Genomic DNA, 24,236 nt, shown 5'->3' with positions numbered 1-24,236 from the left:
GCCTTAGAGTCCCACCGATGCCAGGAGGTGTCCGACTTCCTGCCTGCCGAGGTTGCGGATGCTGCCCTGGCGCTGGTCGCCCAAGCCGATAGGACCAACCTTGACGCGAACAAGACGCTCCACGGGGAATCCGACGGCGTCGAACATGCGGCGCACAATACGGTTCTTGCCCGAGTGCAGGACAACCTCAATCAGGACGTGGCCGGGAGTTGAGTCAACCAGGCGGAAGGAGTCCACTGCAGCAACGCCGTCTTCGAGCTCGACGCCGTTCTTCAGCTTTGCGCCCACGCCTTGCGGGAAGGGGCCACGCACCTGGACCAGGTACGTCTTAGGCACCTCGTACGAAGGGTGCGTCAATCGGTTGGCCAGTTCGCCGTCGTTGGTCAGGAGCAGCAGCCCCTCAGTGGCGACGTCCAAGCGGCCGACGTGGAACAGGCGTTCGCCCTTGTTCTTGTTGTTCTTGAGGAAGTCGCTGATGCAGGGACGGCCTTCGGGGTCCTCCATGGTGGAAACAACGCCCTTGGGCTTGTTGAAGACCATGTAGACCAGGGTGTCGTCGAGCTGGATCCGGATGCCATCAACGTGGATCACAGCCGCCGTAGGATCAACGCGCATACCAAGTTCGGTGGTGACCACACCGTCAACCTCGACGCGGCCTTCGAGGATCATTTCCTCGCACACGCGGCGTGAGGCCACGCCTGCCTGCGCCATGACCTTCTGCAGGCGTACGCCGTCAGCATCGTGGAGATCGGACTGGGGCACTTCCTGGCGCGGGCCGCGGTTGCGGGCCGGCTTGCGGATGGGGCCCAGGTTCTGGCCGAAGCGTTCGCTGCCGAAGGCCTTGGAGCCATACTGCCGTGCCGGCTTTGCCTTGGGCTTGATGGCACCGGGAGTGCCGGGTGCCTTGCCAAAGCCGGGCTTGTTGGAGCCGGGCTTGCGGAAGGGCTTAGCGGGCCTTGCTGCCTGGCCGCGGTCGTAATCGCCCGCTGATGTGGGGTTGTCAGGATCGAAAGGTGCCGCTTCACGCGGCTTCGGAGCCTTAAAGGGGCGGCCCTCGCCCTGTGAGAAGTTGCGCTTTCCAGCGCCGGCGCTGCCGCCGCGGCCTGAGAAGCCGCCGGCGTTGGAGCGGCCCGTGCCGCTTCCCTTGGCCTCATTGCGTCCGGAACTGTTTCGTCCCGAACCGTTACGTGGTGAACTCTGGCGTCCCGCCTGTGTCATGACCCGTCCTTGTGTAGTAATGGCCGGCAATGGGTGTTGAAATCAACACTAGCCAGCCGGGCAGACATCGTCTGCCCCTTGTCGCTGTGCGCCTTGATGTGGCGCCGTGAATCAGTATTAAGTTCTCTTGCAGTGCCGGTGTTGGCCGTGGCTACATCCGGCTGGCGTCGTAGTACTCCTCGATGCCTTCCAAGCCAGGAAGGTGCGGGGAGAGCTGTGGCAGTTCAGCCACCGAGCCGATGCCCATCCGTTCAAGGAAGTACGAGGTTGTCCTGTAGAGGACAGCCCCCGACTCGGGATCGTTTCCGGAGTCCTCGATCAAACCACGTTGGGTAAGAGTCCGGACCACGGAATCTACGTTGACGCCGCGAATGGCGGACACCCGGGCCCTTGAGACCGGTTGCCGGTAGGCAATGACCGCCAGCGTCTCAAGCGCTGCCTGAGTCAGCCTGGTGGTCTGCCCTTCGAGGACGAATCTGCCCACGACGTCGGAAAATTCCGCCCGTGAATAGATCCGCCACCCACCGGCGACGTTCCGCAATTCAAAACCCCGGGGTGCAGTGCTGGCATCGGCAAAGCCGACAGCATCCACGTCCGGGGCTTTAACAGTATAGCCGCTATACTCCCGCTGCAGGTCCTGCAGCAAATCCTCGACGACGGCCACCGTCACGTTGAGCCCGGCCGCCAGCTCCTCCGAAGTGGCCGGCTCATCGATCACCATGAGGACAGCTTCCAACGCTGCACGCGCACCGCCGGGCAAAGCTTCCAGCTCTGCCAGCCCGTCCTGCACCGTTTCCTGCTCATTCACTGGCGCCATCCCCGCTTCCTGTTCCTGCTTCAGGCCCGTACTCCTCGCTCAGGCTGGAACTGTCCCAGCCGGCGTCATCGCCTGTCCATCGAACCGTCAACTCAGCCAACGGCTCGGGCTGCTCGAAGGCCACCACCCTGTCACGGAACATTTCCAGCAACGCCAGGAAGCGCGCCACCACCACTAAGGTGGTCTCGGCATCTGCGATCAAGGTTTTGAAAGACAAGGGCGCGCCAAGCTTCAAGCGGTAGCCCATGATCTCGGCCTGCTCCTTGACGCTGACCGGCGGAGCGTGGAGGTGTTCCAAGCCAACTTCGGCCGGCGCGGAATCCTTGGGTTTGAGTGCTTTAGCGGCAAGTTCGGCGAATTGCTCCGGGGTGTGCCGCCACACCAGTTCCGGGAGCAACGCGGCGAAATGGCCTTCAAGGGCAACCTGGCGGGGATACCTCCGGGCTTCCTGCTCCAGCGTCTCTCCCAGGATCCCGGCGATCTGCTTGAATGCCTTGTACTGCAGGAGGCGGGCGAACAGCAGGTCCCTTGCTTCCAGAAGGGCAATGTCCTCAGCGTCCTCCACTTCACCGGCCGGCAGAAGGCGCGCCGCCTTCAAGTCGAGCAGTGTTGCGGCAATCACCAGGAACTCGCTGGCTTCATCCAGCGCCCAGTCCTCCCCCAGCTCCTGGAGACGCCTGATGTACTTGATGAACTCATCAGTGACCGTGGCTAGCGCCACCTCGGTGATATCCAGCTTGTGCTTGGAAATAAGGCCGAGCAGTAAATCAAAGGGTCCCGTGAAGTTAGTGAGCCGTACCTCAAAGCCGGCTTTGCGGGCTTCGGAGGTGCCGGCGTCGGGCGTTTCTGCCGGTACGGGCGTTTCCGTAGCAGAAGGCGAGGCCAGGTCCGCTTCCGCGGTATGAGCGATTGACGGTCCCACCGTCCGCTAGGGCGCGCCGCCGCGCGAGATCAGTTCTTTGGCAAGGCGGCGATAAGCGTCAGCACCGATGTGGTTGCCGGCGTAGCTGGTGATGGGCTCGGCCGCCACGGTGGCATCAGCAAACTTGATGGACCGCTTAATGACGGTCTCGAAGACTTTGTCTCCGAACGCCTCCACCAAACGGGAGATGACTTCGCGGCTGTGCAGGGTGCGGGCGTCGTACATGGTTGCCAGGACGCCATCCACCTGCAGGCGCGGATTCAGGCGGTCCTGTACCTTCTCGATGGTCTCCACCAGGAGCGCCACGGCGCGCAAGGCGAAGAACTCGCAAATCAACGGAATGATGACGCCGTGGGCGGCAGTCAGCGCATTCACTGTCAACAGGCCCAGAGACGGCTGGCAGTCGATCAAGACGACGTCGTAGTCATCCTCAACGCTTTTGAGGGCGCGGTCCAGGACTTGCTCACGGGCAACCTCGTTGACCAGCTGGACCTCGGCGGCCGAGAGGTCAATGTTGGCGGGCAGGAGGTCAACGCCTTCAACACCGGTCTGCTGGATGGCATCGCGGATGTTCACCTTGCGGTCCATCAGGACGTTATAGACGGTGAGATCGAGCTCGTGCGGGTTGGCCCCGAGGCCGGCGGAAAGAGCGCCTTGGGGATCAAAGTCCACCAACAGGACACGCCGACCGTACTCGGCGAGCGCTGCGGCCAAGTTGATGGTGGAGGTGGTCTTACCCACTCCACCCTTTTGGTTGACCATGGCGATGACTCTCGCCGGGCCGTGGGAGGCCAGTGGAGCAGGTTCAGGGAATTCGCGATAAGGACGGCCCGTGGGCCCCATGATGGCGTCTTCCAGATCGAGCTCGGTGCCTTCCAGCGTAGCTGTTCCCCGTTCGATGCTCACGTATCTAACCACTCTTTCGACGACGATCTTCCCTGCCGCTGCGCCCCTGGACGACAGCGCTGCTACCCCTTTAGGCTACAGCGCCCGACACGGTAATTCGGGGAACTTGACTTTGGCCGATTCTTGAGCCTTGACCCTCTGGTTGAGGTCGAAGGTTGAGGAGCAACATCGGTCGCTCAGGGGAAACAGCAAAGGCCGGCACCTGGTGGGGTGCCGGCCTTCGCCTGACTGCATCGCGTTTGGTGGCGGTCCGCTTAGACCGTAACCTTCTCGCGGTTCTCAGCTTCGGGAGCTGCCTCTTCTTCGCCGCCGTGGGCGATCATGGTCTGCTCGTCGAAGGGTTCGCTGCCGGAGAGGACACGCTCTACCTGGCCGTTGTCGATTTCCTTCACCCAGGTGCCGATCAGGACCGTGGCAACTGCGTTGCCGGTGAAGTTGGTCAGTGCGCGGGCCTCGGACATGAAGCGGTCGATTCCTACGATCATGCCCACGCCTCCCAAAAGCTCCGGCTTGTGTGCCTGGAGGCCAGCGGCCAGGGTTGCGAGCCCGGCACCGGTGACGCCTGCAGCGCCCTTGGAAGCGATGATCATGAAGACCAGCAGGGAGACCTGGGCGCCAAGATCAAGAGGAGTTCCCATGGCGTTGGCAACGAACAAGGAGGCCATGGTCAGGTAGATTGCCGTGCCATCAAGGTTGAAGGAGTAACCGGTGGGCACCGTGACGCCGACAACCGGCTTGGAGACACCCAGGTGCTCCATCTTGGCGATCAGGCGGGGCAGGGCTGCTTCGGAGGAAGAGGTGGAGAAAATCAGGAGGTACTCGCGGCCCAGGTACTTCATGAGCTTGAAGATGTTGACGCCGGCCACTGCGCGGAGCAGCGTTCCGAGAATGACCACAATGAACAGTGCGCAGGTGATGTAGAAGGCCACCATCAGGGTGAACATGCTGAGGATCGCCTGGGCGCCGGTGGCACCAACGACGGCGGCGATGGCACCGAATGCGCCAACCGGAGCCAGCCACATGATCATGATGAGGATACGGAAGACGAGGCGCTGTCCGTGCCCGATGGCGGCGAGGATGGGAGCTCCCTGCTTGCCCATCTTCTGCAGGGCGAAACCGACCAGAATCGCCGCAAGCAGGGTGGGCAGGACCGGAATGTCACCGGGGATGATACCCAGGAGGAAGTCCACCGTGCTGTTGGTGTCGGCCTTCTTGGTGGGATCGTAGGGGGTCAGCTTGAGTCCCTCACCGGGGTGGATGAGGTTTCCGACTACCAGGCCGATGGCCAGGGCAAAGGTGGACATCGCCACGAAGTAGCCCAGTGCAAGACCGCCCACCTTGCCGACGGTGGCCGCCTTGGCGATGGAACCGATGCCCAGGACGATGGTGCAGAAGATGACCGGAGCGATCATCATTTTGATGAGCTTGATAAAGCCATCACCGAGGGGCTTGAGGGACTTTCCAACTTCAGGGAACACCAGGCCGACGACGGCGCCGAGCACTACGGCCAGGATGACCGCGATGTACAAGTAATGCGACTTGTCGAGCCCCTTGCGTCCAGTTTTGGCAGCTACTGCCGACTCTCCTCGTTGAGAGGTCATGGGATTCTCCTTTGGATACTGTGTAAGGCGCTGCGGTCCTGCACTGATGTCCAATCCGCTGCCCTTGTGTGATATCCATCATTGAGCCGTTGGTGACACACATCACCGTTGCGGTCATATTGGTCATGGGAGGCCCTCGTGTTTCACAGCTGGAGCATCGCCCGCCGTTTGTTCGTGGCGAATTTGTTGTTCGTCCTGGTGCTGACGGCTGTATTCGGCGCGTTCTCGGTGGTGGAAGCCAGGGACAGGGCTTACGACGAGGCCGGCGGCAGGATGCTCGCCATCGCCGCCTCCCTGGCCGACAATCCCCTGGTGGTGGAGGCGGCCTCAACGGCAGATCCCTCAGCGGTCCTGCAGCCCTACGCGTTGGAGGTCATGGATCACGCCGACGCCGACTTCATCACCATCATGGCTCCCGACCGGACCCGTTGGACGCATCCCCGCACAGAGGAGCTTGGCAAGCCCTACATTGGGACCATCGAGCCTGCCTTGCGGGGTGAAACCTTCACCGAAGTGACCGCAGGAACGTTGGGACCGTCGGTCCGAACCATTGCTCCCGTCCTGGATCCCGAAGGCAACGTCAAGGCTCTGGTGGCTGCCGGGGTGACGGTCCGCACCGTGGACACAGACGTCGCTGAGAGATTGGGCGTGATTGGCATCATCGCTTTAGTGGTCCTGTTCTTCGGATCGGTGGCCTCATGGCTGTTGGGCCGCTACTTGCGCTCCGTCACCCGGGGGTGGGGCCCGGAACAGCTGGCGCAGCTCTTCGCCTATTACGAATCGGTCCTGCACTCGGTTCGCGAAGGCGTGATATTGATCGACACTCACGGCAAGGCTGTGATGTACAACGACCAGGCCGCGGAACTTCTCGGATTGGAACCTTCAGACGCCGACCGGTCCCCCGACGACGCCCCGAAACTCGCTGATCTTCCCTTCGACGGCAGCCTGCGAGCGCTGTTCGAGTCCGGTCGGCCAGCTCACGACGAAATCCACCTCACGGGTTCGCGGATTTTGGTGGTCAACCAGGCCCCTGCAGTAGGGCCATTGCCTGAGCGCAGCCGACAGAAACCCGCCATCTACGGCACGGTGGCCACCATCCGCGACCGTACCGAAATCGAATCCTTGGGCACCGAACTGCAAACCATGAAGACGCTCTCTGATGCCCTGAGAGCCCAGACGCATGAGCATGCAAACCGCCTTCACATGATCGTTTCACTCCTGGAGTTGGGCCGCACGCCCCAGGCCCTGGACTTTGCCACCAAGGACCTTGAACTCAGCCAGCAACTCACGGATGACATGGTGGCCTCCGTGGACGAACCCGTCATGAGCGCGCTGGTGATGGGCAAGGCTGCCGAAGCCCACGAACGCGGGGTGGACTTGGTGGTGCGGACATCGGGGAGTTCCGGCGTCCGGGGCCTGGAAATTCAGGACCTGGTGACCATCTTGGGGAACCTGCTGGACAATGCGATTGACGCTGCCGCTGCCGGCGATTTCCCCCGGAAGGTGGAGCTGGACGTCCAAGCCGGGCCGTCCGCCGTCGAATTCTCGGTGCGGGACTCGGGCAGAGGAATCGATCCGGACTCCATTGATGACGTCCTGCAGTACGGTTTCAGCACGAAGTCCCCGGGAGAGAACCCTCGCGGCGCTCATGGCCGGGGAGTCGGCCTGGCGTTGGTTCGCCAAGCCGTGGACCGACTCAACGGTACGATGACCATCAGCAATCCCGGCGGAGCACAGTTCCATGTTCTGCTCCCCGCGCCGGTTCCCGAGGAAGAGAAGGCATGACAGACATCCGCGTCCTGGTGGTGGAAGACGAGCCAATTGCCTCGGACGCCCACTCTGTCTATATTGGCCGCCTGGACGGCTTCACCTTGGTGGGTACGGCGCCGGACGGGCAGTCGGCCTTGCGCATCCTGGGCGAATTCGCAGCCTCCGGCTCCCCCGTGGATTTGGTCCTGTTGGACATGAACCTCCCGGATCTGCACGGATTGGACGTCGCCCGCCGGATGCGTTCCGCGGGAGTCTTTGCGGACATCATCGCTATCACTGCCGTCCGGGAACTGAACATCGTGCGCAGCGCCGTGTCCATCGGCGTCGTGCAGTACCTCATCAAGCCCTTCACCTACGCCACGTTCGCCGACAAACTCCGCAGCTACCGGACGTTCCGTGAACAGTTGGCAGGCTCCATGTCCGGGATTTCCAAAGCAGGAGCCTCGCAGAGCGACGTAGACCAAGCGTTTGCGAGCCTTCGCGCTCCCACCGAACTACCGCTGCCCAAGGGCCTGTCCGGGTCCACCTTGGAGGCAGTGAAGGACTTGGTGCGCGCGGGACATCGGCCCGTGTCCGCGAGCGAAGTGATGGACGCGCTGGGCATGTCCCGGGTGACCGCCCGGCGCTATCTGGAGTACTTGGCCGACGCCGGAACGGTCACCCGGGCGCCCCGGTATGGCACTCCCGGCCGGCCGGAGAACGAGTACGGCTGGAACCACGCCTAGCCACGGATGTATACAAATTTGCTGAATTTCGCGGTTTTGATGACTCCTAGCTAGTCCTGTGTATACACTGAGGTCATGCGCGCCAGTGATCGGGCTTACTCGGCCCTCCGTGAAGACATCATTGAGTGGCGCCTCCAACCAGGCACGGTCCTCGCGGAGGTGGAGCAGTCCGAACGCTTGGGCGTGTCCCGCACGCCGGTCCGGGAGGCGCTGAGCCGGCTCACCGCAGAAGGATTGACGACGGCGGCAGGCGGCCGCGGCGTCGTCGTCACCGATATCTCGCTGGAGAGCATCGACGAACTGTTCGAGTTACGCGAAACGCTTGAAGTGAGAGCCGCTGCCCTTGCTGCCGAACGCGGTGAGCCGGGCGTGTTCGCCGAGCTGCACTCCCAACTGCTGCTGGCCCCCGAGCTGCTCAGCGACCAGGATCCCGCACGACACGAGTACTACGCCCTGGTCAGTCGCCTGGACGATGCCATCGATGCCGCGATCTCCAACGCGTATCTGGCGAACGCCATGCGGAGCCTGCGTGTCCATTTGGTGCGGGTCCGGCGTCTGGCCGCCGACGACACCGCCAGGCTCCACGCGGCAGCCGCGGAACACGCCGCAATCGCCGAAGCCATCGCCGCGGGCAACCCCCGGTTGGCAGAAGCGGCCACCACAGTCCACCTGCACCGCAGCCTCACCCACGTCAAAGCCACCCACACGGCCCGGTAGAACGTCCCACCAGAAGGAGCACCATGGTTAAGAACCACCACGTCCGCGTCTACAAGAGCGAAGAGAACCTCCCGCGCGAAGAGCAATTGGCACACAAGATCGCCGTGGTCGCCGCAGACCCCGTTGACGTCACCCCGGAGGTCACCGACATGGTGATCAACCGGATCATCGACAACGCCTCGGTGGCCATCGCCTCGTTGAACCGTGGCCCCATTGTTGCCGCCCGCGCGCAGGCGCTGACCCACGCACCCTCTGCCAATGGCAAGGGCGCGCACGTCTTCGGCATCAGCGATCAGGTCTCCCCGGAATGGGCTGCCTGGGCCAACGGCGTAGCCGTCCGCGAACTCGATTACCACGACACGTTCCTGGCCGCGGACTACTCCCACCCGGGAGATAACATCCCCCCGATCCTGGCCGTCGCCCAGCACGTGGGCTCCAACGGCGCCGACCTGGTCCGGGCCATCGCCACCGGCTACGAAATCCAGGTGAACCTGGTCAAAGCCATCTGCCTGCACAAACACAAGATCGACCACGTAGCCCACCTCGGCCCCTCCGCCGCGGCAGGCATCGGCACGTTGCTGGGGTTGGACGTGGAGACGATCTTCCAGTCCGTGGGCCAGGCCCTCCACACCACCACCGCCACCCGACAGTCCCGCAAGGGCGAAATCTCCACCTGGAAGGCCCACGCCCCGGCTTTCGCGGGCAAGATGGCGGTCGAAGCCGTGGACCGCTCCATGCGCGGCCAGACCTCCCCTGTGCCCATCTACGAAGGCGAAGACGGCGTGATCGCCTGGATGCTCGACGGCCCCGACGCCTCCTACGAAGTACCCCTGCCCCTGCCCGGCGAAGCCAAGCGCGCCATCCTGGACACCTACACCAAGGAACACTCCGCCGAATATCAGGCACAGGCCTGGATCGACCTCGCCCGCAAGCTCAACCGCGAGCACCCGGAAACCACGGACCCGGCCAACGTAGCCTCCGTGCTGATCAAGACCAGCCACCACACGCACTACGTGATCGGTTCCGGAGCGAACGATCCCCAGAAGTACTCCCCCACCGCATCCCGCGAAACCCTGGACCACTCCATCCCCTACATCTTCACTGTGGCCCTGCAGGACGGCGCATGGCACCACGTGGACTCCTACGCCCCCGAACGCGCCGCCCGCCCGGACACCGTGGAACTCTGGCACAAAGTCACCACCGTAGAAGACCCGGAATGGACCCGCCGCTACCACTCACTGGACATCGCGGAGAAGGCCTTCGGCGGTTCCGTGGAGATCACCCTCAACGACGGCACAGTGATTACCGACGAGATCGCCGTGGCCGATGCCCACCCGCTCGGCGCCCGGCCGTTCGCCCGCGAGCAATACATCAACAAGTTCCGCACCCTCGCTGCTGGTTTGGTCGAAGAGGCCGAAATCGAAAGGTTCCTCACCGCCGTCGAGCGCGTCACCGAACTGGGCGAAGGCGAACTGGACCAGCTCAACATCACCGCAGCCCCCGGCGTGATCGACCTCAACAACGCACCCAAGGGACTGTTCTAAATGCTGTACTCCAAAGTCACCCCTGAACAGAAGCGCGTAAAGCTGCGCGAGCTGCTGGCCTCCGGGACCGTGCAGCAGTTCCCGGGCGCGTTCAACCCGCTCTCCGCAAGGCTGGTCGAAGAGAAAGGCTTCGCCGGCGTCTACATCTCCGGCGCCGTCCTGGCCAACGACCTCGGCCTGCCCGACATCGGCCTCACCACCCTCACCGAAGTAGCAACAAGGGCCGGGCAGATCGCCCGCATGACGGACCTGCCCTCCCTGGTGGACGCGGACACCGGATTCGGTGAACCCATGAACGTGGCCCGGACCATTCAGGAACTCGAAAACGCGGGCCTTGCCGGCTGCCACATCGAGGACCAGTTCAACCCGAAACGCTGCGGCCACCTGGACGGCAAAAACGTGGTGGACATCGACACCGCCACCAAACGCATCCGAGCCGCAGCAGACGCCCGCCGCGACCCGAATTTCCTCATCATGGCCCGCACCGACATCCGGGCCGTCGAGGGAATTCAGTCCGCGCAAGACCGCGCACGAGCTCTCGTGGACGCAGGTGCCGACGCGATCTTCCCCGAAGCCATGCGTGATCTGAGCGAGTTTCAAGCCATCCGCGACGCCGTGGACGTGCCCATCCTGGCCAACATGACAGAGTTCGGCAAAAGCGACCTCTTCACCGTGGACCAGCTCCAAGGGGTGGGAGTGAACATGGTCATCTACCCCGTTACCCTCCTGCGCATTGCCATGGGCGCTGCAGAGCGTACTCTGGAATCGATCAAGGCTGCGGGGACCCAGGAAGCGCACGTGGACAACATGCTCACACGTGCACGCCTCTACGAACTCGTGGACTACGAGGCATACAACCAGTTCGATACCGGCGTTTTCAACTTCCAGGTTCCCGGCATTCGCTAGGACCGGGATTCATTCAGGGGAAAGCAGGCAGTCCGGGGCTTCCGGACCGCTTGCATTATGAACGAAGGAGTTCAGCATGACAGCTGAAGACATCAAAAAGGGCCTGGCCGGCGTCGTGGTGGACTACACCGCCGTCTCGAAGGTCAACCCGGAGACCAACTCGCTGCTCTACCGCGGGTACCCGGTCCAGGAACTGGCCGCCAAATGCAGCTTCGAAGAAGTGGCCTACCTGCTGTGGAACGGCGAACTGCCCAACGAAACAGAACTGGCGGAATTCACTGCCCGGGAACGTGCGGGCCGTGCCCTTGACCCCGTGGTCAAGACGGTAGTGGACGCGTTACCCACCACCGCCCACCCCATGGATGTCTGCCGCACGGCAGCATCCGTACTCGGTGCCCGGCACGAACTGGCTGAGGACTCATCACCAGAAGCCAACATGAAAAAGGCAATCGACCTCTGGGCCGCCATGCCCGCCGTCGTGGCCTACGATCAACGCCGCCGCCGCGGCCAGGATGTGGTTGAGCCCCGCGATGACCTGGACTACTCGGCGAACTTCCTCTGGATGACCTTCGGCGAAGAACAGGTGCCCGAAGTGGTGGAGGCGTTCAACGTCTCCATGATCCTGTACGCGGAACACTCCTTCAACGCCTCCACCTTTACCGCCCGAGTGGTCACCTCCACCCTCTCGGACCTGCACTCCGCTGTCACCGCCGCGATCGGCGCTTTGAAGGGTCCCCTGCACGGTGGCGCCAACGAGGCCGTGATGCACACGTTCGATGAGATTGGCATCCGCAGCGAAGAATCCCTCGAGGAAGCCGCCACCCGCGCCCGTGCATGGATGGAAGACGCACTGGCGCAGAAGAAGAAGGTCATGGGCTTCGGACACCGCGTCTACAAGCACGGCGACTCCCGCGTGCCCACCATGAAAGCCGCACTGGACAAGATGATCGCCCACTACGGACGACCCGAACTCCTGGGCCTCTACAACGGACTCGAGCAGGCCATGGACGAAGCCAAGGCCATCAAGCCCAACCTCGACTACCCGGCCGGACCCACCTACCACCTCATGGGCTTCGACACCCAGACTTTCACGCCGCTGTTCGTCGCAAGCCGCATCACCGGCTGGACAGCACACGTCATGGAACAGGTAGCGTCCAACTCCCTGATCCGCCCGCTCAGCGAATACAACGGGCCCGAAGAGCGGCACGTTCCGTAACGCTTCCGGTTCTTAAGCAAGAAGCACGACGCCGGGCCGGTCACCGAAAGGCGACCGGCCCGGCGTCGTTCTTCACTCGCTCCTGCTACAGCTGAGGGTCCACCCACTCAAGGGTTCGGACGTCAGCCACATTCTCGTTATCGGCCGCCAGAGCCACCCGCACGGCGATGCGCCGGCCGGCGATCATCGCCGGCAGCCAATGCTCGGCGTCGGCCCACATCCTGTCCACGGGAAGTTCCGCCACGGGGAACCATGCGGGGGCAATCTCGTCGCTTTCGGACGGCTCGCCCTCCCACTCGCGGGTCAAGAACACAGTGGTGGCCATGTTCCACTCCGGCCTTGCCGGGAAAACAAAGTCCACAGTGCCCGCCGGAATCAGGTCCTTCGCCGTGACCACCACGTTGATTTCCTCCATGACCTCCCGGCACGCAGCCTGCGAGGCGGTTTCCCCCAGCTCTACGTGGCCGCCCACCCCCACTACCTTGCCCCTGCCGAAACCTGTCTTCTTGGTTCCGAGCAGGACATGCTCGCCGTCCGCGCCGTCGCGGAGGAGGAAGCACAAGGTCACATGGGCTGCAGTCATGCTGCCTACCTTAACCTGATCTCCCCTGCCACTGCCGCCATTGCTACAGTGAGCCCATGACAGAAGGTGGGGGTAACCGGCCAACCAAGGTGGCCGCCGTCGACGACGTTGCAGAACCGCCGTCCGACAACGCTGCAGGGCCCGCAGAAAGAGCTCCCAAAGCCAAACCGGAACGGGACACGTGGTTGCCCCGATGGCTGGTGGCACACCCCCTTTATGCAGGCTGGGCGTGGACCGTGGTGTGGGCAGGGCTGATCGTCCTGGACGAGGTGGTGGACCTGGCCGGATGGACTTGGTACCTGCTGGTACTCGTGGCCGCGCTTCCTACCCTGATCTCCACGCTGGTGGTGCTGCACGCCACGCCCCGCAGCCATCTCCGGGCCGTGGATGCAACAGTCCTCGGCCACTTCTTCGTCCGGTTCCTTGCCTTGGTGGCAGCGTTCATGGTGTGGGCAGCCTCCGTGGTGATGAGTGCCTCCATCTCCACCACCGTGCAGACTGTCATTGGCGATTCCGAGAAGGAAGTCACCGCCCTGGGGTTCAACCTCATGCTGGCCGCAGTTCCACTGGTCTTCTCCGTCCTTTGGATGGCCTTCATTATCCGCTGCGCATGGTTCCTGCGGCGGTTGCGGGGTTGGCGGCAGGTACCGCAGAAGACACGCGTACCAAAGAAGTTCCTCCGTGGACGCCCGCGGCTCAAGCGGGTGGTGGTGGGGCTTGCACACCCCGGGCTGTTGCTCGTAGCTGGCTTGGGGACGTCGCTGTTGGCATTGTTCGTGGACGCAGTGGAGCTGACGCTCAACGTGCTTGACTAGACTTGGCTATCCGAGCGCCCTCGGATGCGCGGCGGCGTAGACCTCGCGCAAGGTATCCGCGGTGACCAATGTATAGACCTGTGTTGTGGTTACTGATGCGTGTCCCAGGAGCTCCTGCACCACCCTGACATCTGCTCCACCTTCCAACAGGTGGGTGGCAAAGGAATGGCGCAAAGTGTGCGGCGAAACATCCTTGGTGATGTTGGCCTTCTCGGCCGCCGTCTTCAGGATGGTCCAAGCACTCTGCCGGCTGATCCGGCCACCCCGGGCATTGAGGAACAGCGCGGGAGTGCCTTTGCCCTTGGACGCCAGGAGCGGCCTGCCGCGGACAACATAGGCCCCGACGGCGCGGGCACCGTAGGAGCCCAGAGGCACCAGACGCTCCTTGGACCCCTTGCCGAACAGCCGCACAATTGCGGGGTCGCCACCGGTGTCTTCGAGGGAGACGTCATCGACGTCCAGTCCCACGGCCTCGCTGATGCGGGCCCCTGTGGAGTACAGGAACTCAAGCAGGGCACGGTCCCGGAGGCCAGTGGCGCTATCCGAGCCGGCAGCTTCCAGGATGCGCGTCACTTCGCCAACACTGATGGCTTTGGGAAGCCGTTTGCCTGGCATGGGCGGGTGGACATCGCTGGCGGGGTCCGCCGTCGTGGTTCCTTCCAGCGCCCAAAACTTATGGAGCCCACGGACGGCCACCACTGTCCGCGCGGCGGAGCGGACGCCCAGTACCGCGCCGCCATCGGAACCGTCGGACAACGCCTGGACGAAAGCCGTCACATGATGCCGGGTGATGTTTCCCGGCTGATCTACACCTTGGGCTGCCAGAAAGTTCGAATACCGGGACAAGTCCCTGCGGTAGGCGGACAAGGTATTGGCCGCCAAACCGCGTTCCACGCCGACGTGCTGCAGATAGTCAGTTACCGCACGGTCAACGCCATTTGCGGTTCGAGTGGCGGCCTCGGCCATGCTCAGCGCTGGCTCGGGTGAGCCGGCCAGGGCGCGTTGGCGGGGCGAAGGCTGGTGAAGCCATCGGCCTTTGCGGCAGCGGCAGCCAGAATCCCCAACACGGCTGAGGGATTGTGCAGACGGCCGTCCATCACTGCCTTCACGGCGTCTTCAAGCGGCACCCAATGGAGTTCAATTTCAGCTTCTTCATCGGTCCGGACGTGCCGGTCCGCCAAGGCGACATCGCTGAGGCCGCGTGCCAAGTAGATGCGGACAGCCTCGCTGGATGAGCCCGGGGAGTTGAAGAAGTCCACAAGGACGTTCCAGGTAGCGGCAACCAGATCAGCTTCCTCAGCCAGCTCCCGGGCCGCACCCACCACAAAGTCCTCGCCCTCGACGTCCAGCAGGCCAGCGGGGATCTCCCACAAATCCATGCCCACCGGATGACGGTACTGCTTCAGCAACAGGATTTCGCCGTCCACGTTCATGGGCAGCACCGCAACCGCACCCGGGTGGTCGATGTAGTCACGAACCAGGGTGTCCGTGCCGTCACTCAGTTGGAACGAGTCGCTGACCACGTCCCAAATGCGCCCTTCGTACACCTTGCTGGTAGACAAAAGACGGCGCGAGCTCGGCATGTCCGAAACCTGCCTTGATGTGCGGGGGGTTTCAGAAATGCCGGGCATCGCGCCGTCCTTCGTTAGTACTTGCGTTTACTTGGCAGCTACTGTGCGGGCGCCGGTCTTGGTGGCCGCGGGGGCACCTTCACGACGCTCCAAAGCAGCCTTGACCAAACCTGCGAACAGCGGGTGCGGGCGCGTGGGGCGGGAGCTGAGCTCCGGGTGCGCCTGCGTTGCCACGTAGTACGGGTGGACTTCGCGGGGAAGCTCCACATATTCCACGAGCTTGCCGTCAGGGGAAGTACCGGAGAACACCAGGCCCTCGGCAGCGATCTGGTCGCGGTACTTGTTGTTGACCTCGTAGCGGTGGCGGTGGCGTTCGCTGACAGTGGTGGTGCCGTAGGTCTCGGCAATGACCGAGCCCTCGTCAAGCTTGGCTTCGTAGAGGCCCAGACGCATGGTGCCGCCGAGGTCTCCCTTGCCGTCCACGATGTCCAGCTGTTCTTCCATGGTGGCGATAACCGGGTACTTCGAATCCGGCTCGAACTCGCTGGAGGAAGCCCCTTCAAGGCCGACCACGTTGCGGGCGTACTCGATCACCATGCACTGCAGGCCCAGGCAAAGGCCCAGGACAGGGAGCTTGGTTTCGCGAGCGAACTTCAGAGCGCCAAGCTTGCCTTCAAGGCCGCGGATACCAAAGCCACCGGGAACGCAGATGGCGTCCACGCCGGCCAGGGACTTGGTTGCCCCTGCCAAAGTTTCACACTCGTCCGACGGGACCCAGCGGATCTTGACCTTGGCTTCGTTGGCGAAACCGCCGGCGCGGAGTGCCTCCGTGACCGAGAGGTAGGCGTCCGGAAGGTCGATGTACTTGCCCACCAGGGCTACCTCGACCTCGTGCTTGGGGTTGTGAACAGCTTCAAGCAGCTTGTCCCACTTGCTCCAGTCAACGTCCTTGAACGGCAGATCCAGTGCACGGACGATGTAGGAGTCCAGGCCCTGGGAGTGCAGGGTCTTGGGGATGTCATAGATGCTGGGTGCGTCAGCGGCGTTGACCACGGCGTCGATGTCGACGTCGCACATGCGGCCGATCTTCTCGCGCATGGCTTCGGGCACTTCGCGGTCCGAGCGGATCACGATTGCTTCAGGCTGGATGCCAATGGAGCGAAGGGCTGCCACGGAGTGCTGCGTGGGCTTGGTCTTCAGTTCCTGGGAAGGACCGATGTACGGGACCAGCGAAACGTGAAGGAAGAAGACGTTGTTGCGGCCCACATCCTGACGGACCTGGCGCGCGGACTCAAGGAAGGGCTGCGACTCGATGTCGCCCACGGTGCCACCGATTTCGGTGATGATGACGTCCGGAGCGTTCTTGCCTTCAGCAGGCAGGCGCATGCGGCGCTTGATTTCATCGGTGATGTGGGGAATGACCTGAACGGTGTCCCCGAGGTATTCGCCACGACGTTCCTTGGCGATAACGGTGGAGTAGATCTGGCCCGTTGTGACGTTGGCCGAACCTTCGAGGTTTTCGTCGAGGAAGCGCTCGTAGTGACCAATATCGAGGTCAGTTTCGGCGCCGTCATCGGTCACGAATACTTCGCCGTGCTGGAAGGGGTTCATCGTGCCCGGATCCACATTCAGATAAGGATCGAGCTTCTGCATAGTTACAGACAAACCACGTGCCCGCAGCAGGTGACCGAGGCTTGAAGCCGTCAGACCCTTACCGAGCGAGGACGCCACACCACCGGTGACGAAGATGTGTTTGGTCGTCTTGGACGAGCCCGGGAACCGGGAATTTACACGGGAATTTGATCGCTGCACCACGGAATTCGAGCTTATCATCAATTACGCCTTCCAAGCGTCCGTTCGGATTCCCCAAATGGTCAATAGTTGCTCACCACCGCGGTCCAAGCAAGACCCGGGCGGGATTAAGTGCACCGATGTGATGGTGGTCGCACTCCACCAAAACACCCGCACTCCCCCAAAGACACTAGGCGCGCTGCGGTAAAAGCTTTGCGTCATCCAGCAGTTCCTGGGCATGCGCCTGCGCACTCTCGGAATCCTCCTGGCCGGCCAGCATGCGGGCAAGCTCCTTGACCCGCTCATCGTCGCTGAGAAGCTGCACGTCGCTGGAGGTGAAGCCGGTGGTGGTCTTCCCGTCAGCGCCGCGCACGGACGTTTTGGTCACGCGGATATGTTGATCCGCGAAGGCAGCCACCTGCGGCAGGTGGGTCACCACCAGCACCTGGACGTGCCGGGCGAGCATCGCCAGCCTGCGTCCAATTTCGACGGCGGCCCGCCCACCCACCCCGGCGTCCACCTCATCGAAGACGAACGTCGGGACGGGATCCACTGCGGCGAGCACTACCTCAATGGCCAACATGACCCTGGACAGTTCACCGCCGGAGGCCCCCTTGCCCAGGGGCCTCGCCGGAGCACCGGAGTGGGGCTGGAGGAGAAAAGCGATCTCATCAGTGCCCCAGGGGCCCAGCGGGCCGCTCCCGTCCACCTCGATGACCAAGGTGGCGTCAGCCATCGCCAGAGCCTTCAGCTCGGCACTGACCCGGGCTGAGAGGTCCTTCGACGCCTTGAGCCGGGCCTTGGTGATGCCCGCCGCCAGCTTGCGCAGCGTTGCCTCCGCAGAAGCAACCTCGGCGTCCAAGGATTCGATGCGAGTGGAGTCATCCTGCAACTCATCAAGGCGGGTCCTCGCAGTAGCCGCCCACTCAAGCACTTCATCAATGCTCGGGGCATACTTGCGGATCAGCTTGGCAAGGGCAGCCCGGCGTTCCTCGATTTCTGAGAGCCGCTCAGGGCCTTCGGTGTCCAGGGCCGCCTGGTAACTGGAGAGCTCGGCGGCGATGTCATTGAGGAGGAAGCCCACCTCCGCCAGCCGGGCTGCTGCCGAACGGAGTTCCTCGTCATGCTCAGCCACATGCTCCAACGTCCGCTTGGCCGCATCCACCATGGTGGTTGCGTCGCCGGCGTCCCCGAATTCCTCGGCAATGAGGGACTCATGGGCAGCAGCTGCCGCTAAACGCAGTTCTTCAACGTTGGCCAGTTTTACGGCCTCGGCCTTGAGCGTTTCGTCTTCACCCGGCTGGGGATCCACCTCATCAATTTCCTTGAGGGCGGCGTCCAGCGATTCAGCCTCGCGCAGACGCTCGCGGGCTTCCCTGCGCAACGAATCAAGTTCAGACTGGATAGCCTTCCAGTGGTTGAACAGGTCCTGGTACTCCCCCAGAGCCTTCGCCAGGGACGTTCCGGCAAACCTGTCCAACGCGTGCCGCTGCGCGGTAGCGCTCTTGAGCCGGATCTGGTCCGACTGCCCATGGACTACCACCAGACTTTCGCCCAGCTCGGCCAACACTCCCACTGGTGCCGCTCGCCCGCCAACATAAGCACGGCTACGTCCGTCAGCACCAACGGTGCGGGCCAGCAGGAGTTCAGCAACGCCGTCGAACTCTTCCGCCTCGCCGCCGGCTTCCTTGGCTCGCTCCACCGCGCTGTGCCCCGGATCAAGCTTCAACACAGCTTCGGCCGAGGCGGATTTGGCCCCGCTTCGAACGGCACCGGCGTCAGATCTCGCACCAAGAAGAAGTCCGACGGCGGTCACCACCATGGTCTTGCCGGCACCGGTTTCGCCGGTGACGACACTGAGGCCCGGGCCTAGCGGCAGGGCTGCGTCTGTGATGACGCCGAGGTCACGGATTCGGAGTTCTTCAAGCATGGTTCACTTCGCATTCGTGGGATCTGATGGCTCACCTTGCCCCAGGTCCTGGGACGTTGCAGAGTCCCGGGGACTGGGCAAAGGAGCCGGTGACAGGGTCCGGATGACGGGGATGGGACCGGTGTGGACTTCGCCGCTCCGAGGGGCCGGGCCACGCCAGCCGTGGATGGGAAGCTGGAACTTGCGGACAAGCCGGGCAGAGAACGGCGTCTTGTGGGTCCGGGCCAGGCGCACCGGGGTGGCCGAGCGCGTTACTTCAACACGGGCTCCAGGCGGCAGATCCACCGAACGACGGCCATCGCACCAGAGAACTCCGGTGGCGTCGGTCCGGTTCATGATTTCCACGGCCAGCTTGGAACGCGGGGACACCACCAAGGGCTTGGCAAAAAGCGCATGTGCACTGATGGGAACAATGACCAATGCTTCGACCTCAGGCCACACTACGGGCCCTCCTGAAGAGAAAGCATAGGCTGTGGAACCGGTGGGCGTAGCGAGGACAACACCATCACAGCCGAACGACGTCAAAGGACGCTCGTCCACCTCGGTGACAACTTCCAGCATCCGTTCCCGGTTGGCCTTCTCGATGGCAGCTTCGTTCAAAGCCCACGTGTGCCAAATCTTCTGGCCCTTGACCCACACCTGGACATCGATGGTCATGCGTTCTTCCACCGTGTACTGGCGGCTGGCGATCCACTCCACGGTCTGGGCCAGATCGGCGCGTTCACTTTCCGCCAGGAAGCCCACATGCCCCAGGTTGACGCCCAGCAGCGGGACGTCAACCTCGCGCACCAGTTCGGCAGCCCTCAGGATGGTGCCATCCCCGCCGAGAACCATCACCAGCTCCACGTCCTCAAGATTGACGTGATCGTTGAGGATCTCGATAGGCGTATCAAGGGCGCCGAAGAATCGTTCAATATCTGCAAGTTCGGATTTCTGCAGCACGGGAACCAGGCCGGAGGAATGCAGTTGCGTACAGGCATCCCACGCTGCGCGGAGCGATTCCTCCCGCCCTGTGTGGGCAAGGACAAGTACACGCCTGCTCATCAGATCTGCTTTCTAGTGGTTCGGCCAGAGTTTCTTGATCAACGCAGCAACGTCCTCGTCCCGCTCTTCGATCTTAGGCAACACCGCTGACATACTGCGCTTCATCCACAGGAAGTATTCAACATTTCCGTCCTGGCCCGGCAGCGGACTGGCCGCAAGGTCTTGAAGTTCCAGGCCTGCGTCCACTGCAGCGCGGGCAACCTGGGCCACCGCCCGCCGGCGTTCATTCTCGGAGGACACCACACCGGTTCGGCTTAGGCGTTCCTTGCCAACCTCGAACTGTGGTTTGACCATGAGGACCATGTCACCGCCCGGCTCGGTGCATTGTGCAAGTGGCCACAGGACCAGCGTCAAGGAAATGAACGACAAGTCAGCCACCGTCAACGTCGCCGGGCCACCGATCTGCTCCGGTGTCATGTACCTGACGTTGAGGCCTTCATGGACCTCCACCCTGGGGTCCTCCCCAAGGTGCGGCACCAGCTGGCCGTGCCCCACATCCACCGCCACCACCTGGGCGGCACCTTGCCGGAGCAGAACGTCAGTGAAACCGCCTGTGGAGGCACCGGCGTCGAGACACCGCTTACCGGCAACCACGACGGCGGGGAACGCCTTCAGCGCGCCGGCCAGCTTGTGCCCGGCACGGCTCACGTAAATGTCCTCCAGATGGGATTCGACATCCAGCTCCGTCTCCGCATCCACCTGATGTGCGGCTTTGACGAGGACGTGACCGTTCGAGCTGACCTTGCCATCACTGATGAGTTTGGCGGCATGCGTACGCGACCTCGCCAGCCCACGGGTGACGAGTTCCTGATCAAGTCTTGGCATTCGTTAACTTTCGCCTTCCGGGCGCGAGCCGCTCTTCGGGGTTGCCGGAAGCCCGGGTTCCGCGTCCAAAGCTTCCAACAAGGCGTCATGGATGCCGGTGTACAGCTCCCCATGGTCCGGCACGGGTGACTCCGCTACGCCGTCCAGCAGGCCGAGGGCCCTGTCCACCAGGGGATCCCCCGTGGGGCTCGCCATGTCAGGCCACTGGACTGCGGGTGGTTCCGCATCGGGATGTTCCGCATCGGACTGTTGGGGGTCGGTCATCGCACCAGTCTAGTGATTTCGCCACACCAGCTGCGGCGTTTGCGCCACGTCCGTGTCCGGAACAGCTGCCCACCACGCCGCGCATGCCGCCCGCCAAGCGTCGAGATCGGCCTCGTCTCCTGTGACGGTCACGGTGCCATCCCCGGCAACTGCAGATGCCGCACCACAACGGAACGTACCGGCGTCGCTGACAACCTCCGGATACGGCGCGTACAGGCCCTCCAAGTCCGCCAGGAGGTAGTCCGGACGTTCATCCGTTCGTGCAGCAATGATGGTGTGGGTGGTGTCCACCCCGGTGAGGACGGCCGCCGTCGCAAATCCTGCACGGTTGCCGCCCAGGATGTCGGTGTCCAAACGGTCGCCCACAACCAGCGGACGGTCGGCCTTAAGCCGTTTGGCCGCTGCATGGAACAGAGGGGCTTCCGGCTTGCCGGCCACCAGAGGTGTCTTTCCCGTGGCAGCCGCCACAGCGGCAACAAGCGTTCCATTCCCAGGGGCCATGCCGCGGGCCTGCGGGATGGACATGTCCGTGTTGGTGGCAAACCACATGGCTCCCCCGGCCACAACATACGACGCCTCCGCGAGATCCTTCCAGCCGATCTCCGGGTTGAAACCCTGGACGACGGCTACCGGAGATTCGGCGGCACTGTGCACGGGCTTGAGTCCCGCCAATTCGATCTCATGAGCCAAAGCTGCGCTGCCGGTGATGAGGACATGCGCCCCCGCAGGCAGCATGGAAGCCAAAAGCTCCCCTGCTGCCTGGGAGGAACTGACCACTTGATGGTCCTCAGCCGGCGCGCCAAGCTCCCGCAGATGCGCCGCAACCTGAGCCGGAGTGCGGGAGGCATTGTTGGTCACATAACCAAGGCCAACGCCTACAGTTTCGAGACGCCGCAATGACTCCACGGCCCCAGGGATGGCATGCGGTCCCGCATAGACCACCCCGTCCAGATCTGAAAGGACAGCATCAAACAGTGAGATCAGTGAATCAGCCATGCTGGGAGTCGGAGCCCTCGTTCTCGGTATTTTCGTCTTTTGCCTCTACGTCGTCTTCAGCTGAATCGATGTCAGATTCTGCGTCATCCGACTCGAAGTAGTCAGACTCCGCATCATCAAGCTCAACCTCATCGTGCTCAACGTCAGCGGCTGCGGCCTCAACAATGACCGTTTCTGTTTCAGGCTTCACGACGTCGGTGTCCCGCACCGGCTTCTCGAAGCGCGGCTTCCGCGCGGCTGCTTCTTCCTGCTCGTCCCAGCCAAGGTCAAGAATTTCGGGCTCAGCGAAGTCGCCAACACCCAAGGCGCTCTCAGCAACGAGCGCCTGGCGGGCCCACTTATCGGCTTCCTCGGTACGACCCACTGCGCTCAAAGCCTCAGCGTATGCGCGGAAGAGGCGCGGGCTGTAAGAGAAGGCTCGGTTGATGTCCAGCTGTGGGATCTCGAGCTCGCTGACAGCAGCATCCAGCTGATTGAGGTCCGCACGTGCGCCGGAGGCAACGATAGCGAGCTCAACCTTGCCCGGAGCGTCAAGATCCTGGGCTTCGGGAGAGCGCACCATGTCCAGTGCACGATCAGCGCGGCCAAGGCCACGCTCGCAGTCGGCCATCACCGGCAAATGCACGTTGGACCCACTGATGCGGCGGTAGGTACGGAATTCACGCAGCGCCTCGCCGTAATGGCCGGCGGCGTAAGCGGTCAGACCTACCGCTTCGCGTACTACTGAGAGGCGTCCACCGCGGCGGCTTGCAGCAAGGGCGTGCTGGAAGGCGAGCTCGGGCTCAATGTCGATCAAACGTCCGGCCATGACCAGGTGCTTTGCGACCCAACCTGCGCTCTGCTCCTCGAGGGTTTTGATCTGGTGGCCCGTAGCGCGGTCGAGTTCCTTGCCCGTGACGTCCTCGTCAATTTCGGGGGAACGCTCACGGTCAGGACGGTTGGCGCTGCGGATGTCCTTGGCGTTGGGAACGCGTGCGGGGCGCTCTTCCCATGCGCCACCGCGTTCGTTGCGGTCGCCACCAAAGGAACGACGATCGCCGCCGCGTTCGGGCCGGTCTCCGTAGGGCTTGCGGTCGCCACGGTCACCGAAAGGCTTGCGGTCACGGTCGCCACCAAAGGAGCGACGGTCATCGTTGTCGCGGCGGGGGCCATCAAAGTTCCGCGGTCCACGCTCGGGCCGGTCGCCGAAGGGCTTACGGTCGCCGCGGTCATTATTGAACGGACGACGCTCGCCATCGCGGGCCGGACGATCACTACGATCGCCAAAGGGCTTGCGGTCACGGTCGCCGCCGAAGGAGCGACGGTCATCGTTGTCGCGGCGGGGGCCATCAAAGTTCCGCGGTCCACGCTCGGGCCGGTCGCCGAAGGGCTTACGGTCGCCACGGTCATTATTGAACGGACGACGATCGCCATCACGGGCCGGACGATCGCCACGGTCACCGAAAGGCTTACGGTCACGGTCGCCACCAAAGGAGCGACGCTCACCATCACGAGCCGGACGGTCATTACCGTCCCGGTTCTCCCTGGAACGGAACCCGCGCGGGTCTCCGCCGGAATTGTTGTTGGGGCGGTACGAACCGCGGTCGTCGCGGTTCCCTCCGAAGTTTCCGCGATTGCCGCCGCGATTGCCGCCGTTGTGCTCAGCCATGGTGGATTCCTCCTGTTGCGAGCCGACCACTGGCGCGTGCGTAGTCGCTCATAACCCTTATTTCGTTGTCACGCCGCCAGTAGCGCTCGGCTACCGACTCGTATATCTGGTTCAATTCTATTCGACCCCGCCACAGCCACCGAACGCCGGAAGCACCTTTAGGCCGTCCCGTGGCAAGTCTCACAAGCGCGACGCTACCAAGCCGTCTCGCACCACCGGCGCTCATCCGCCATGGGAGACAGCACCCCAGGCAGAGAGCTGTGGGGTGGCTTGGTTGTTAAATGCGGGGAGCCCCGACCGTGTGGTCGGGGCTCCTCCGTGAATGGTTGTCCGGCGGTGTCCTACTCTCCCACACCCTCCCGGGTGCAGTACCATCGGCGCTGTGGGTCTTAGCTTCCGGGTTCGGAATGGGACCGGGCGTTTCCCC

General features: G+C 63.2%; 22 protein-coding genes and 1 rRNA gene. 7 read left to right on the top strand and 16 right to left on the bottom strand.

Annotation, left to right across the window (positions count from 1 at the left end; genetic code table 11):
• Positions 1-3: 3 nt before the first annotated feature.
• From HAV21_RS18650 to HAV21_RS18630, 5 genes are all read right to left on the bottom strand, one after another.
• On the bottom strand, positions 4-1,218 hold the full coding sequence (locus HAV21_RS18650) for a pseudouridine synthase (RefSeq protein ID WP_166842724.1): 1,215 nt from the start codon (positions 1,216-1,218) through the stop codon (positions 4-6).
• 151 nt (positions 1,219-1,369) lie between these two features.
• Positions 1,370-2,035 carry an SMC-Scp complex subunit ScpB gene (locus HAV21_RS18645; RefSeq protein WP_208097132.1) on the bottom strand — a complete coding sequence of 222 codons (666 nt, stop codon included), beginning with the start codon at positions 2,033-2,035 and terminating at the stop codon, positions 1,370-1,372.
• Positions 2,019-2,957, bottom strand: coding sequence for a ScpA family protein (locus HAV21_RS18640; RefSeq protein WP_166842723.1), 939 nt, complete (start codon positions 2,955-2,957; stop codon positions 2,019-2,021). Before HAV21_RS18640 ends, HAV21_RS18645 begins: the two co-directional genes overlap by 17 nt.
• 6 nt (positions 2,958-2,963) lie before the next feature.
• Positions 2,964-3,863: an AAA family ATPase gene (locus tag HAV21_RS18635; protein WP_024820433.1), complete on the bottom strand. Its 900-nt coding sequence runs from the start codon at positions 3,861-3,863 to the stop codon at positions 2,964-2,966.
• Between the two features lie 254 nt (positions 3,864-4,117).
• Positions 4,118-5,464: a cation:dicarboxylase symporter family transporter gene (locus HAV21_RS18630; RefSeq protein WP_142939562.1), complete on the bottom strand. Its 1,347-nt coding sequence runs from the start codon at positions 5,462-5,464 to the stop codon at positions 4,118-4,120.
• A 138-nt stretch (positions 5,465-5,602) separates the two neighbouring features.
• On the opposite strand from HAV21_RS18630, the gene HAV21_RS18625 reads away from it, so the two are divergent.
• The 6 genes from HAV21_RS18625 (at position 5,603) to HAV21_RS18600 (ending at position 12,342) form a co-directional block, all read left to right on the top strand.
• Positions 5,603-7,249, top strand: coding sequence for a sensor histidine kinase (locus tag HAV21_RS18625; RefSeq protein ID WP_142939563.1), 1,647 nt, complete (start codon positions 5,603-5,605; stop codon positions 7,247-7,249).
• Entirely contained in the window at positions 7,246-7,959 is a 714-nt protein-coding gene (locus HAV21_RS18620; protein WP_142939564.1) for a response regulator, read from the top strand. The genes HAV21_RS18625 and HAV21_RS18620 overlap by 4 nt, the downstream gene beginning before the upstream one ends.
• A gap of 75 nt (positions 7,960-8,034) precedes the next feature.
• Positions 8,035-8,676, top strand: coding sequence for a GntR family transcriptional regulator (locus HAV21_RS18615; protein WP_166842722.1), 642 nt, complete (start codon positions 8,035-8,037; stop codon positions 8,674-8,676).
• Between the two features lie 23 nt (positions 8,677-8,699).
• On the top strand, positions 8,700-10,220 hold the full coding sequence (locus HAV21_RS18610) for an MmgE/PrpD family protein (RefSeq protein WP_166842721.1): 1,521 nt from the start codon (positions 8,700-8,702) through the stop codon (positions 10,218-10,220).
• Positions 10,221-11,126 carry a methylisocitrate lyase gene (gene prpB, locus HAV21_RS18605; RefSeq protein ID WP_166842720.1) on the top strand — a complete coding sequence of 302 codons (906 nt, stop codon included), beginning with the start codon at positions 10,221-10,223 and terminating at the stop codon, positions 11,124-11,126. It begins immediately after the preceding gene.
• A 76-nt stretch (positions 11,127-11,202) separates the two neighbouring features.
• Complete coding sequence (locus HAV21_RS18600; protein ID WP_166842719.1) at positions 11,203-12,342, top strand: bifunctional 2-methylcitrate synthase/citrate synthase; 1,140 nt, start codon at positions 11,203-11,205, stop codon at positions 12,340-12,342.
• 85 nt (positions 12,343-12,427) lie between these two features.
• Here HAV21_RS18600 and HAV21_RS18595 read toward each other — a convergent pair whose 3' ends face one another.
• Entirely contained in the window at positions 12,428-12,925 is a 498-nt protein-coding gene (locus HAV21_RS18595; protein ID WP_142939569.1) for an NUDIX domain-containing protein, read from the bottom strand.
• Between the two features lie 56 nt (positions 12,926-12,981).
• Between HAV21_RS18595 and HAV21_RS18590 the strand changes: the two genes are divergently transcribed.
• Positions 12,982-13,740 carry a hypothetical protein gene (locus tag HAV21_RS18590; protein ID WP_166842718.1) on the top strand — a complete coding sequence of 253 codons (759 nt, stop codon included), beginning with the start codon at positions 12,982-12,984 and terminating at the stop codon, positions 13,738-13,740.
• Between the two features lie 6 nt (positions 13,741-13,746).
• On the opposite strand, the gene xerD is transcribed toward HAV21_RS18590, so the two are convergent.
• The 10 genes from xerD to rrf form a co-directional block, all read right to left on the bottom strand.
• Complete coding sequence (gene xerD / locus HAV21_RS18585; RefSeq protein WP_142939571.1) at positions 13,747-14,706, bottom strand: site-specific tyrosine recombinase XerD; 960 nt, start codon at positions 14,704-14,706, stop codon at positions 13,747-13,749.
• Positions 14,707-14,708: 2 nt separating this feature from the next.
• Positions 14,709-15,371, bottom strand: a complete 663-nt coding sequence (locus tag HAV21_RS18580) for an NUDIX hydrolase (protein WP_166842717.1) — start codon at positions 15,369-15,371, stop codon at positions 14,709-14,711.
• Between the two features lie 27 nt (positions 15,372-15,398).
• Positions 15,399-17,144 (bottom strand): CTP synthase, encoded by a 1,746-nt coding sequence (locus tag HAV21_RS18575; protein WP_166842716.1) that lies wholly within the window; start codon positions 17,142-17,144, stop codon positions 15,399-15,401.
• A gap of 148 nt (positions 17,145-17,292) precedes the next feature.
• On the bottom strand, positions 17,293-19,032 hold the full coding sequence (gene recN / locus HAV21_RS18570; RefSeq protein WP_166842715.1) for a DNA repair protein RecN: 1,740 nt from the start codon (positions 19,030-19,032) through the stop codon (positions 17,293-17,295).
• 3 nt (positions 19,033-19,035) lie between these two features.
• Positions 19,036-20,076, bottom strand: a complete 1,041-nt coding sequence (locus HAV21_RS18565; RefSeq protein ID WP_166842714.1) for an NAD kinase — start codon at positions 20,074-20,076, stop codon at positions 19,036-19,038.
• A gap of 12 nt (positions 20,077-20,088) precedes the next feature.
• A complete protein-coding gene (locus tag HAV21_RS18560; RefSeq protein ID WP_166842713.1) occupies positions 20,089-20,901 on the bottom strand; it encodes a TlyA family RNA methyltransferase in 813 nt (270 codons plus the stop codon).
• A gap of 3 nt (positions 20,902-20,904) precedes the next feature.
• Positions 20,905-21,165 (bottom strand): hypothetical protein, encoded by a 261-nt coding sequence (locus HAV21_RS18555; protein WP_166842712.1) that lies wholly within the window; start codon positions 21,163-21,165, stop codon positions 20,905-20,907.
• Positions 21,166-21,174: 9 nt separating this feature from the next.
• The gene (locus HAV21_RS18550; RefSeq protein ID WP_142939582.1) at positions 21,175-22,161 is read right to left on the bottom strand and encodes an HAD-IIA family hydrolase; all 987 of its coding nucleotides are present in this window, start codon (positions 22,159-22,161) and stop codon (positions 21,175-21,177) included.
• Complete coding sequence (locus tag HAV21_RS18545; RefSeq protein ID WP_166842711.1) at positions 22,154-23,809, bottom strand: hypothetical protein; 1,656 nt, start codon at positions 23,807-23,809, stop codon at positions 22,154-22,156. The genes HAV21_RS18550 and HAV21_RS18545 overlap by 8 nt, the downstream gene beginning before the upstream one ends.
• A gap of 328 nt (positions 23,810-24,137) precedes the next feature.
• Positions 24,138-24,236: ribosomal RNA gene (rrf, locus tag HAV21_RS18540) — 5S ribosomal RNA — on the bottom strand; the annotation flags it as partial.

Source organism: Paenarthrobacter sp. MSM-2-10-13 (genome assembly GCF_011605365.1).
GTDB lineage: Bacteria > Actinomycetota > Actinomycetes > Actinomycetales > Micrococcaceae > Arthrobacter.
Note: the sequence above shows the minus strand (reverse complement) of the source record. Positions and strands in the feature narration are given on the sequence as shown.